The 11688-nt window shown below is 59.7% G+C and carries 8 protein-coding genes, 1 tRNA gene and 1 pseudogene; 5 read left to right on the top strand and 5 right to left on the bottom strand.

Annotation, left to right across the window (positions count from 1 at the left end):
* Positions 1-302: 302 nt before the first annotated feature.
* From NPX02_RS05995 to NPX02_RS05985, 3 genes are read left to right on the top strand one after another with little or no spacing between them, the layout of a single operon-like run.
* The gene (locus NPX02_RS05995) at positions 303-722 is read left to right on the top strand and encodes a CBS domain-containing protein (protein WP_260292538.1); all 420 of its coding nucleotides are present in this window, start codon (positions 303-305) and stop codon (positions 720-722) included.
* Between the two features lie 10 nt (positions 723-732).
* Complete coding sequence (locus NPX02_RS05990) at positions 733-951, top strand: DUF2835 domain-containing protein (RefSeq protein WP_260292537.1); 219 nt, start codon at positions 733-735, stop codon at positions 949-951.
* 40 nt (positions 952-991) lie between these two features.
* Positions 992-1975 carry a WD40 repeat domain-containing protein gene (locus tag NPX02_RS05985; RefSeq protein WP_260292536.1) on the top strand — a complete coding sequence of 328 codons (984 nt, stop codon included), beginning with the start codon at positions 992-994 and terminating at the stop codon, positions 1973-1975.
* 1267 nt (positions 1976-3242) lie between these two features.
* Here NPX02_RS05985 and NPX02_RS21460 read toward each other — a convergent pair.
* Together NPX02_RS21460 and NPX02_RS05975 are read right to left on the bottom strand one after the other, a co-directional pair.
* Positions 3243-4133 (bottom strand): annotated as a pseudogene (locus NPX02_RS21460) (ThiF family adenylyltransferase); the annotation flags it as partial.
* A gap of 312 nt (positions 4134-4445) precedes the next feature.
* Positions 4446-5666: a cyclic nucleotide-binding domain-containing protein gene (locus tag NPX02_RS05975; protein WP_260292534.1), complete on the bottom strand. Its 1221-nt coding sequence runs from the start codon at positions 5664-5666 to the stop codon at positions 4446-4448.
* Positions 5667-6368: 702 nt separating this feature from the next.
* Here NPX02_RS05975 and NPX02_RS05970 point away from each other — a divergent pair.
* On the top strand, positions 6369-7610 hold the full coding sequence (locus tag NPX02_RS05970) for a PEP-CTERM sorting domain-containing protein (RefSeq protein ID WP_260292533.1): 1242 nt from the start codon (positions 6369-6371) through the stop codon (positions 7608-7610).
* 145 nt (positions 7611-7755) lie between these two features.
* Here the strand turns inward: NPX02_RS05970 and NPX02_RS05965 are convergent.
* Both NPX02_RS05965 and NPX02_RS05960 read right to left on the bottom strand, forming a co-directional pair.
* A tRNA-Asn gene (locus NPX02_RS05965) sits at positions 7756-7831 on the bottom strand.
* Positions 7832-7951: 120 nt separating this feature from the next.
* Positions 7952-8509 (bottom strand): GspH/FimT family pseudopilin, encoded by a 558-nt coding sequence (locus NPX02_RS05960; RefSeq protein ID WP_260292532.1) that lies wholly within the window; start codon positions 8507-8509, stop codon positions 7952-7954.
* A 123-nt stretch (positions 8510-8632) separates the two neighbouring features.
* On the opposite strand from NPX02_RS05960, the gene uvrB reads away from it, so the two are divergent.
* Entirely contained in the window at positions 8633-10639 is a 2007-nt protein-coding gene (uvrB, locus tag NPX02_RS05955; RefSeq protein WP_260292531.1) for an excinuclease ABC subunit UvrB, read from the top strand.
* 235 nt (positions 10640-10874) lie between these two features.
* Here the strand turns inward: uvrB and NPX02_RS21455 are convergent, their stop codons facing one another.
* Positions 10875-11645: a phosphatase PAP2 family protein gene (locus tag NPX02_RS21455; RefSeq protein WP_260292530.1), complete on the bottom strand. Its 771-nt coding sequence runs from the start codon at positions 11643-11645 to the stop codon at positions 10875-10877.
* Positions 11646-11688 lie beyond the last annotated feature (43 nt).

Below are 11688 nucleotides of genomic sequence, written 5' to 3'. Positions count from 1 at the left end.
CCATGGAGGTCATGAATGTGCATGGCCACGCGTTGCGTGACCTATCCGATCCGTGTCCATCTGTGTGTATCCGTGGTTCGGCGCCAGGTTCGTAGGGTGGATAAGCCGGTAGGCGCATGCCATCCTCAGGTCCGTAAACGGTACATCCCTGTACCACTCCTCACCATTACAGCGGTGGGCGAACGGGTATGAGTCGCCGGGTGAGTCAAGATGACCTAGAGTTCAAATCGGTGTTGGATAATAATGGCGGTTGATCGCACCGCATCACCGGCGCGAAATCGCGCTAACCCGAGGAGTGAGGCATGAGTGAAACAACCCCCCGTATCTGTGTGCGGGATGTCATGAAAACCGAGTTCGGCCTGATCGAAGGCAGTGCCACGATTTATGAGGCGTTGCTGCTGATGAAGAAGCTCCGCACTTCGCTGCTGGTGGTGGACAAACGTCATGACGATGACGAGTATGGCCTGTTGCTGGTATCGGATATCGCGCGTCAGGTGCTGGCGCTGGATCGCTCGCCCAAACGGGTCAATGTCTACGAGGTGATGGCCAAGCCGGCGGTCTATGTCGATCCGGAGATGGACATCCGCTACTGCTCCCGCCTGTTCGCCCGCTTTGATCTGATGCGTGCGCTGGTGGTGGAGGAGAAGAAAATCCTCGGCACCATCAGTCCCAATCTGCTGGTGCTGGACGGGATGTTCCTCGGACTCGAACTACAAAAATGAAGACCCTGCGATGCCGCGTCACCGTTTTCAACTGAATATCAGCGCTGAAGCCTACCTGCACTACTACCGCGGCGTCGCCCGTGCGGTGATTGTCCAGGCCGAGGATGGACGCACCATCCAACTTCCGGCCGATAGTTTCAGGCCCTTTGTCACCGCCGAGGGTATCGCTGGTCGTTTTGAACTGACCCTGGATGGCAACAACAAGCTGGTCGAGCTGCGCCGCCTGTGACCCGGATCAGCGCATGGTATGGAATTTTATCGGGTGACGAATGCGTAATCATGTTTGTCTGATACTGCTGCTGGGTTTGCTGCTGGGCGGTTGCGCCGGACTCCAACCGGCGCAGCCGCCAGATTTGACTATCCCCGACAGCCATCTGTTTGGTGTCACCCGACTCGCCTTTGATCCGTCAGGGGAGCGCATCGCGTCCGCCGGCTTCAAGGGCGATCTGGCCGTCTGGGGAGTGCCAGGCGGCGCGGCAATCAGCCGCTTCAAGTGGCATCGCACACCGGTGCGGGGGCTGTTGTGGATCGGTGATGAGTGGTTGTTGAGCGCCGAGGAGGCCGGTACCCTGATCATTTCATCCCCGGCCGACGGTCGGCTCGTCACGCAACGCGAGACGGTGGCGGGATTGACTTCCATTGCCTATGTTGAACAATCCCGGCTGATTCTTGCCGGCTACGAGGATGGGCGAATAAGGGCCTTCAGCTATCCGGAGCTGGGGCCGGTGAAACAACTCAATCTCGGATCTGAAGTAGTGGCGCTGGCCAGCGATCACCGCGGTGGCCGGCTGGCGGTCTCGACCGCTGATCGCCGGATGCGGTTGTTGGACCCGGCACTCACGGAGATCCGGCAGCTGGAGGTACCGCCGCGGCGAGCCCTGGAGCTGCGATTCTCGCCGGATGACACGGAACTCGCGGCCGGCGCCTGGTACAACCTTCTCTACTGGGACTTGAACAGCGGCCGGCTGCGCATTCAGCAGACCGAACATTGGGGCGCGGTCACCTCGATCGACTATCATCCGGCAGGCGGGCGCCTGATTAGTCTCGGTCGTCATACCGATGCCAACCTGCGCTTGGTCAGCGTCGATGAGGGAGACGTGCTGCGCCGACTGCAGGGTCACCGGCTCTGCGGTGCTGCCGTGCGCATCAGCCCGAACGGGCGCTACGTGGCCAGCGGCAGCGATGACGAGAGTATCCGCTTCTACGACCTGGACAAACCCTATCGTCCACAGCGGGTAGGGGACCACTGGTGATGCCGTTGCCCCCCCGCGGTTTCCGATCGGACCGCAGGCGGTGGCGAGTTAAACGAACCGCATCCATGATGCAGCTGATCGGCCCGGGAGCGCTCCTCCTCCGGTCCGGGCGGAATTCCGGGTTGGCGACTCAATTGTAGAAGCGGCGCCCCGCCGCGATTGGAAAAATTCAGCACTGTCGGGATTCGTCACCTGGTTCCAGGATCAATTCCTTCAGTTCGTGCCGCAGCGACCGCGCCGCGGGCGCATTGCCAAAGCCGACCCGTCCCATGAACACGGCGCCCCCAAGCGTGTCCGCGCCAGCCAGTTTTTCGAACTGGTGCTTCAGGTGGACGGCATTCCGCTGTGCCGCCTGCTCGCCGGTGAATGTTTTCGACTCCGCGACATAACGGGAAAAAATAAGCGGCGTCAGTTCCGGCTGAAACTGCAATCCCAGCTTGGTGGCCGTCAGCCAGAAGCGCTGGGTGGCACGTCCGCCGTCGAGGTAATCATCGATATGTTCCACAGGCTGCCTGGACACGAGGATGAAATGCGCGGCACAACGCAGCGCAGGGATCAGGTCCAGCTGAATTCGCGGCATCAGGGTGCCGGCAAAGTACTTGTTCAGTAGCGCGACCCGCTCCCAGCTTTTCATCGCCCACTTCATCAATTTCAGGGCAACCGGGTCCAGCCCCACTGCCTGGTCCGGTATCCGGTCCGCGCTGAACTGGGAATCCCACTGGATGATGCGTTTATGCACTGCATACGCCTCGGGTATGGTGAGTCGTATGTGCGCATTCTTGAACATCAACTTCGCCATCCGCCATCGCTGCTCCCGGCCTTCCAGCCACAGGACCCGGTAATGCTCACCTACGGATTGCTCCAGCGCTGCTTTCTGCGCTGGTGACAGGGGGCGGGTGGAAAGGGGCCTTCGCTGGGTCACTCGTGCCCGTATGAACGGGAGCAGCGGGTCGTGCTCTCCTCCAGGTGCCGGCTCCAACATAACCTCGATCAGCGGTTGTGTTTCCGGGACATCGGGCAACCGGGTGAAGCGGGCTCGCAGACCCTCGCCGGTCGCCGCGATCCCGATCGTCTCCAGTAGCGTTCCCACAGCGATCTGGCTCGCCCGGCCGTCCAGGTCATACAGGCACCAGTCACGGGTATCACTGGCATGGATGATGAACCGGCTCTCGGAGTGGATTTCGAAGCGCCAGGGCTGGGTGTTGTCACCGCTCGGTGACCAACGGGCGAGATCCAGAATGCGCTGCAAGGGGCTCCCTGGCGTCGGCTCCGTCCCGTCCGCTACCGGGTGGGACGGTTTTCCCGATAACCGTTTGCGGGCGATGCTCAATCCCAACCTCTGGATGGGATTGGCGTTGCCCCAGGGGCGCCAGGTGTGGTTCAGCCTGTTCCGGTAGGCGTCGAAATGCACCCCCCGGGGAGCGGCGGGCACAGGCCCGCGCCCGAGCAGCACCTTCAGACTGTGGGTGGCCGCCATCCCCGCACACAGATCGCAGGCCATCGGCGTGGAGGGTCCCTTTTGGGCCTCCAGGTCAACCCGGGTGCGGTCGACCAGGTAGGGCATCTGCAGCATGGACGGTGACAGGCCGAGCAGAAAGCGCAGCAACTGCTCGTCGGTGGTCTGCCCGTCGAGTCGGAAATACTCCTCAAAGGTCATTTTTCCGGGAATAAAATTGAGCAAGGCCACCCCCATACCCAGCGGGGCGGCGGTGATCGCCGGAATACCCTTGTCTGCGCAGGCGGCAAACACCGCTCGCCTGGCCTCGACGGCAAAGAAATCGAGGCCGTCGATGTACAGATCCACCGCCTCGAGAAACCTATCGAGGTTGGTCGAGTCGATCTCCTGGGGATATTTGGCCAGCTCGAGATCGGGATTGATATCGCGGGCCATCGCCGCCAGCACATCCACCTTGGGCTGATCGATATGACTGAGGCTGGCACCGGCCTGCCGGTTGAAATTGGCCAGCTCGAAGATGTCCGGATCGGCGATGCTGAATTTGCCGATGCCGAGCCGGACATGGGTCAGGAGATGGCTGCCGCCGACCCCCCCCAATCCGGCAATGGCGACGCGCTTGTTTTTCAGGATTTCCTGTTCGGTCTCGGTAACCCAACCGAGGTTCCGCGAGAAGGCCTCATGGTAGGCAAATTTTTTGTCCACTAACCACTCCCCTGAGGAACCGCTGACTTAATCAGGGGTTCCGGCGGTACGGAAATGTGCAGTCATCGGTGACGGCGGCAAACCTTGAATATGCAGAATACAAGTAACTACTTACGCGGTCGGTAAATGATTGGTCTGCCTTGTTGGCCGGATTCGAGGAGATAAGCCATCGTGTGAGGCCGGCAAGGTAGACCAATCACTCCGTGAGTAGTTACGAATACAAAATGCATTTTTGTTTCGTGCCCGGATCCAATACCAGACATGGCCTCAATTTGGGTGTCCCAAGACAACTCACAGGGTGAGTAGTTACGATCACTGAATCTTGGACGGCATGGAAAAGAATCGGACACTGTTTTTTCCATATTCGAGCGTTCCCTTGACCTTCTCCGATTCCAGCACCGCCAGAACATCGTGCTCGCGGATCTGGGCCGACTTGGCAATCTGTGCCGGGCCCACCTTGGCTACGCGCAGGCCCGGATTTTTCCTGTCCACCACCGCCGATCGCCACAACTGATTCAACGCGAACATCACTCGATTGGTCTGCGGTGCAAAGGCCTGCACCATGGCCAGTTCATCCAGGGCGCGAACACGTTTCGAGAAGTGGGTCAGCAGCTGGATCAGCTTTTCGGGATGGTCGCGGATCATGTCCAGCAGGTAGCGCTTGTTCAGGACAATCAATCCGACATTGGAAATAGCTGTTGACGTGGCGGATCGGGGCTCGTTGTCAAACAACGCCAGTTCGCCGAACAACTCCCCCCGGGAGAGATTGGCGAGTACCATTTCATTGCCCTCCCGGTCGGTACGCGATATGGAAACCCAGCCCTCATCAATAGCATAGGCGTTCTCCGCCATATCGTTCTGCGAAAAGATGACGCTGCCCGGGGGCAACAACAGGCGTTCAAACTTGCCGCAGAAATTGTCCAGCCAGAAGGGTGCCATTTTTCTGCTGATATCCCCGTAGGCCCAATCGAACACCCGTTCGAACGGGGCGAGAATTGGCACCAGGGTATCCTTGACGTGCTCGTTCCAGGTTGGTTCATCCACGGTATCGAAGCCGATGCGGCCGTACAGACTAAGGGTCTCCTCGCTGATCGAGCCGATGATATGGGTAGCCTCCCAGTCGTGCATGACTCCGGCCGCCGTCTTGAACAGGGCGAATATCACATTGCGCTTGTTTCGCCACTCCTTGTGTATGGCGAGCATGCTGCCGCTGACCAGTACCGGCCTGCGGACGTGCTGTTCCAGTGACTGTTGTTCGAGTTCCGTGCGGATCGGGGAGAAATCGAAATACTCTTCCGCCGGCAGGCCGATGGGCGAGTCCTTGTTGATGCGCATCGAGGCAATAGCCGTGTCGCCGTAGTAGGCCACGATATTGGCCACGTTGGGCATGGCGTCGTAACGGTCGACTATTTTTTTTTCGTTGGAGGTGTCGCCGGAGAATTTTCCCCGTTCGGCCACATAGACCATGTATCGAAGTGCGAAGACATCATCGAGTTGTTTTTCTGTTCGTGCAACCTGCAGCCTAACGAACATGGATGGACTCCGATTCATTCTCTATATCCGTTTACCCACCAGACCCAGCCAGGGTTGGATTCCGCATCTGAAACTACCGCGGCCTGGAGAGGTGAAGCGTGTCCACCGGATAACGGTTTTTGGTGGATGCGCCCTTTGGGCTTATCCAGCCAACGGCTTGTTCGATTCCCTAAACCTGTCGCTACGCGTGCTGTCCCGCGGAAACAGGTGGATGTTCTTGGGGAGGCGAGGGACGACCAACGCTGCTTTTTCCTGTTATTGAACTCCGCCACCCCTGTTATTGCTGAACACGAATTAAACACCCGGTTCATTCTGAATGGTGATCATGGGATAACAATGCGTCTAATTGAATTATTGGCCGTCAGTCCGAAAAAACAAGAGGTTTTCGCATACGACGTGACCGGCTCCACTTGTCGGACTGGCATTTTGAAAGTTGGTTTGTGTCAGTGAAAGGCGGTGGCACGGATTGCCCCGGGCTTTTTTGCGCCATCCCATTCCCCTGATAATGTTTCCCTTTACGCGTTGCCTTCCTGGAGGCTGTCAGTAAATTTTACACGCGGGATTTTTAATCTATCGAGAGGCGCGTATGTCATTGATTTTTTAGACAGTAGTTTTGCTGGCGCGATTTATGCGTTGTTCCAGGCAGAGAACAAGAGTCACGAGTCATGGACGTAAAGTATTTAAGGAAATAGGAGAAAAGCGATGAGTATCCTGAAAAAAAGTTGTGCCGCCGTCGCCGGGCTGTTGTTGCTTTCCACGGCCCACGCCGCCACCATCGACCTGACCGGACTGGGGTTTGTGACTTATGGCGACGGCCAGTCCTACTCCCTGCCCATCGCTAACTACCAGTACGGCTTCAGTACCAACAACGGCCCCTACGCCATCCCTTCAACACCCGGCCAGATTCAGGATCTGGTGGTGCTGAACACCGGCTCCGAAGGTCAACAGGTGACGACCAATTTTGCCGGGATGGATGACGCCTACTCTACCCCGACGGGCTCCACCGGCGGCGAGACCTTTTTCTACAGTTCCACTACCACCGACAGGGGGTTCTCAGCTCCCGAGCCCACTGGTAACCTGGATACCACCTGGGACACCTCGCTCAGTGCCCTGCAGACCTTCACGGCGGGTGAAGAGCTGGTCTTCTTCTTCAACAACAACCAGACCAACAGCGGTACTGCAGCGGACCAGACCCTGGCTGCCTGGGCGCGTCTGTGGATAACCGCTGCTGATGGCACGACGGTGGTGGCCGGTTCCACGTTTGAGTTCACCAACGACGACAGCCCCTATGCGATTGTAACCGAAGGCGGAGGCGGCACCTTCTTTGGCGATCCGACCCTTTATACCGCCACGGGAAGCGGGGCCGGGGATCCCACTAACGATTTCCCCCTCTCCGGCGATACCGACTGGGTGGTTTCGGGTGGACAGTTGTGTGTTGCATCCAATGGCTCCAATCCCATACCTATCCCGGTCTCCTGCGGCATCAGCCAGGGGGATTTGAGCTTGCTGGGTGACGGAACCCTGCTGCTGGCGGATGTCTCCGCGGCCATCAACCACAATCTGGGTGCGGATCACGTCGCCTACGCGGTGATATTCCCGGAACTCAATGCGTTGCTGACCTCCCTGTACGGCAGTATCGCTGATCTGTCCGATTACACCCTGCACGTGGATGTCCGCTACGGCTGTGAGGGTGACGCCGGAGGCGGATGGATGGATTGCCTGGATACCAGCGTAGCCCAGTGGGGTAATGGCCTGAACAACGGTTATGAGCAGCTGTTTATCGGCACGGCGATCACCGGTGTCTGCCCGCCCGATGACACACTGTGTAACCCCACGGTACCTGAGCCCGCCACGCTTGCCCTGATGGGTCTTGGCTTGGCCGGTATCGGCATCGGCTACCGGCGTAGAAGAGTTAAAGCGGAGCCCGAAAATAAGATCGAATAGAACAGAAGTAACCCAACTCCACCCCACCATGATTCGCTCTGGTGGGGTTTATGATTTCCGGCGACCCAGATTAGTAAAAGGTGGATATGCAAACGGGAGATAAGCAAAAGGGTTAGCAACCACCGGTTGCTAACCCTTCTTTGTATGGCTCCTCGGGACGGGCTCGAACCGCCGACCTAGTGATTAACAGTCACCCGCTCTACCAACTGAGCTACCGAGGAATGTGTCGAGGCGCGTATACTAATCAGCTATCCCTGTGTGGTCAAGGGTGCGGAGGAAAAAGTTTTCGTTCGCAGCGCGGGCCGTAATTGCCCCTGTTCTGGCCTCGTAAGGTTCCGAGCTCACGGGCAGTCGATCGGCGAGCCATCGGGTTTGGTCTTCGACAGGCGTGGACGGCCGGTGTTGGAGACGATCACCGCCTTTGGTTCGGTTATTTGCTGTTGATCGCAGAAACTGAGGGTCAGATTGTAGCCGGGTGACATGCCCAGCGGGTTGAACAGGATGCGCTTGCGATTAACCGTGGAGTGGATCGTAATCCGCTGGTCCAGACTCTGAAACACCCGCAGCAACTGGTCACCGGGGTCAACCATTTTGCTATTGTTGCTGTCCTCGACCAGGATATAGCCCCGATCCCAGGTGGTGCTGTCGTAGCAGGTCTGACCGTCCAGGCTGGGACAGAGTATGGTGCGCCTGGCCCGGGTTATCGCCTCGCTGCGGGCCAGCTGGATATGGCTGACCAGGGTGTTGATTGAGCCGCTGCGTGCGGTGTTGCCGGTAAAAGTGGCCATGGCGGGTACGGCCAGGGAGAGGGTAATGCCGCCGATGGCCAGGGTGGTCAACAGCTCCAGCAGGGTTACCCCCTTGCCATGGGTTATGCTCCCAATAACATGAGATTTCACGATGACACTCCTTTGTCTGGTTGTGGCACAATTCCTTTGTACCCCAAGGGTGAAATCTAGCGTGACCGGAAACGGTTCAGGATAGGATTATCGCGAACTCCCCGTAGGAATTTTCCGATTTATATGACCAAGAGCTTCCAACTTGTATCCGATTTCGCGCCGGCCGGTGATCAGCCGGAGGCGATCCGTCGGCTGATTGAGGGGCTGCGGGACGGCGAGGCGGGGCTGACCCTGCTGGGGGTGACCGGTTCGGGCAAGACCTTCACCATCGCCAACGTGATTCAGGAGCTGCAGCGGCCCACCCTGGTGCTGGTGCACAACAAGACCCTGGCGGCCCAGCTGTACGGCGAGATGAAGGAGTTTTTCCCCAACAATTCGGTGGAGTACTTCGTCTCCTATTACGACTATTACCAGCCAGAGGCCTACGTTCCCTCCTCGGATACCTTCATCGAGAAGGACGCCTCGATCAATGAGCATATCGAGCAGATGCGGCTCTCCGCCACCAAGGCGCTGCTGGAGCGGCCGGACACCATCATCGTCACCACCGTCTCCTGTATCTACGGACTGGGGGATCCGCGCTCCTATCTCAGCATGGTGCTGCACCTGGTGCGCGGCGATGTGCTGGATCAGCGCGCCATTCTGCGCCGCCTGGCGGAACTGCAGTACACCCGCAATGATGTGGAGCTGCATCGCGCCACCTATCGGGTTCGCGGCGAGCTGATCGATATCTATCCGGCGGAGTCGGACGGGGAGGCGGTGCGGCTGGAGCTGTTTGACGGCGAGGTGGAGTCCATCGCCCTGTTCGATCCGCTCACCGGCGAGATCCTGCGCAAGGTGCCGCGCTACACCATCTATCCCAAGTCCCACTACGTCACCCCGCGCGAAACCCTGCTGGCCGCGGTGGAGCTGATCAAGGTCGAGCTGAAGGAGCGCCTGGAGCAGCTGCGGGAGGCCAACAAGCTGGTGGAGGCGCAGCGCCTGGAGCAGCGCACCCGCTTCGATATCGAGATGATCCTGGAACTGGGCTACTGTTCCGGCATCGAGAACTACTCCCGCTACCTCTCCGGACGCCAGACGGGCGAGGCGCCCCCGACCCTGTTCGACTACCTGCCGGAGAGCGCCCTGCTGGTGGTGGATGAGAGCCATGTCTCCATCCCCCAGGTGGGCGGCATGTTCCGCGGTGACCGCTCACGCAAGGAGACCCTGGTGGAGTACGGCTTCCGCCTGCCCTCGGCCCTGGACAACCGGCCGCTGCGTTTCGAGGAGTTCGAGCAGCGCTCGCCCCAGACCATCTATGTCTCCGCCACCCCGCGCGCCTACGAGCTGGAGCACTCCGGCGCGGTGATCGAGCAGGTGGTGCGCCCCACCGGACTGGTGGACCCGGAGCTGGAGGTACGTCCCGCCGGCACCCAGGTGGATGATCTGCTCTCGGAGATCAATCTGCGTATCGCGGTGAAGGAGCGGGTGCTGGTCACCACCCTGACCAAGCGCATGGCGGAGGATCTGACCGACTACCTGAATGACCACGGCATCCGGGTGCGCTATCTGCACTCGGATATCGAGACGGTGGAGCGGGTGGAGATCATTCGTGATTTGCGCCTGGGCGAGTTTGATGTCCTGGTGGGGATCAACCTGCTGCGCGAGGGGCTGGACATGCCGGAAGTCTCGCTGGTGGCGATCCTGGATGCGGACAAGGAGGGCTTCCTGCGTTCGGAGGGGGCGTTGATCCAGACCATCGGCCGGGCGGCGCGCAATATCAACGGCAAGGCGATTCTCTATGCCGACCGGATGACCGGCTCAATGCAGCGGGCGATCGATGAGACCAACCGGCGACGCGAGAGGCAGGTCGCCCACAATATCGCCCACGGCATCACCCCCCAGAGCATCCGCAAGTCGGTGGCCGACATCATGGAGGGGGCGCGCGTCGGCGGCCCCATGTCCGCCAAACGTTTCGCCAAGGTGGCCGAGGAGACGGTGGAGTACGCTGCCTTGTCGCCGAAGCAGATGGCGAGGCGTATCCAGGAGCTGGAAAAAGAGATGTATCAGCACGCCCGCGACCTGGAGTTCGAAGAGGCCGCCCGGCTGCGCGACCAGATCAAGTCACTGCAGGGGAAGGGGCTGCTGGCCTAAGGGTTCGCGCAAAAATAAGTTCCGGTATTCGGTCGCCATTGGATCCCGCCTGCGGCGTTCCGCTTTTTGCCAAGGTAGCGGCTTTGTCCATGGATGGACTTATGCCGCGGAGGCCATGAGGAGTGGTACAGGGATGTACCGTTTACGGAGCCGAGGATGCCATGGCCGGGAGCGGCCATTGTCTGCGAAGCGCGCCTTGCCGGCGTGGCCCAGTGACGCCCTCGGTACTACGAAATTATTCTTGCGCGAGCCCTAAGCGGTTGGTACCCCAACTGTCCGGCAACAGGAAACCGAGGATTCGTTCCCCGAGTCGCTGCAGGTAGTAACCGAGCGGGGTGCAGAGGATCCACGCCACCATCAACAGCGCCAACAGGCTGGAGCCGACCAGGTTGTCCGACAGCCAGTGGGCGCCGGCCACCATGCGCGGCAGCAGGATCAGCGTGCCGATCAGGATCGTCGCCACGCCCCAGCGCCAGCCGGCGAAGAACCAGATAGAGCCGACCCAGAGCAGGGTGACGATGCCGTGATCACCCGGAAAGCTGCCGTGGGAGGCGTCCTTGGCCTTGATCTGGGGGACCAGTTCACTCAGCCGGTAGACCGGCTCCAGCACCAGGGACGGGCTGGCCCGCTCCACCGCGATGGTCTGTTTGTAGAGATCCACCAGGCCGCCATCCTGACTCAGCAGGATCATCCCGGCCATCACGCCGAACATACTCAGGCGTTCGATACGCGACGCCTTGGGGCCGCTGAAAATGAACAGGAAGAAGAACAGGATCATCCCCAGTCCGGTGAGCATATCGGCGGTCTTGGTATTGGCGGCCGCCCAGAACAGGCGTCCCCAATCCCCCTCGGCCAGCAGGCCGTTGAGCAGAAAGAACAGGCGGCTGTCCAGGGCATCCCAGAGCGCGCGGGTCGGTTCGAACAGCCAACTGGTGTAGATCAGCAGGCCGGCAACCTGGCAAAGGAGGAAGGGCAGGGGGTACCAGATGCGCGGATTCTGCGGCACGAAAACACTCCGGGGAAAGAAAGAAAACGGTTTTTAGCCCCTA

This window comes from Sedimenticola hydrogenitrophicus, from assembly GCF_025175675.1.
Taxonomy (GTDB): domain Bacteria; phylum Pseudomonadota; class Gammaproteobacteria; order Chromatiales; family Chromatiaceae; genus Sedimenticola; species Sedimenticola hydrogenitrophicus.
The sequence above is the reverse complement of the archived record's forward strand: the minus strand, read 5'-3'. Positions and strand labels throughout refer to the sequence as shown.

Bases quoted from the DNA above. Each gene is read 5' to 3' on its own strand.
- NPX02_RS05995 (WP_260292538.1), top strand. From the start codon at position 303: ATGAGTGAAACAACCCCCCGTATCTGTGTGCGGGATGTCATGAAAACC.
- NPX02_RS05985 (WP_260292536.1), top strand. From the start codon at position 992: ATGCGTAATCATGTTTGTCTGATACTGCTGCTGGGTTTGCTGCTGGGC.
- uvrB (WP_260292531.1), top strand. From the start codon at position 8,633: ATGACCAAGAGCTTCCAACTTGTATCCGATTTCGCGCCGGCCGGTGAT.
- NPX02_RS05970 (WP_260292533.1), top strand. From the start codon at position 6,369: ATGAGTATCCTGAAAAAAAGTTGTGCCGCCGTCGCCGGGCTGTTGTTG.
- NPX02_RS05990 (WP_260292537.1), top strand. From the start codon at position 733: ATGCCGCGTCACCGTTTTCAACTGAATATCAGCGCTGAAGCCTACCTG.
- NPX02_RS05975 (WP_260292534.1), bottom strand. From the start codon at position 5,666: ATGTTCGTTAGGCTGCAGGTTGCACGAACAGAAAAACAACTCGATGAT.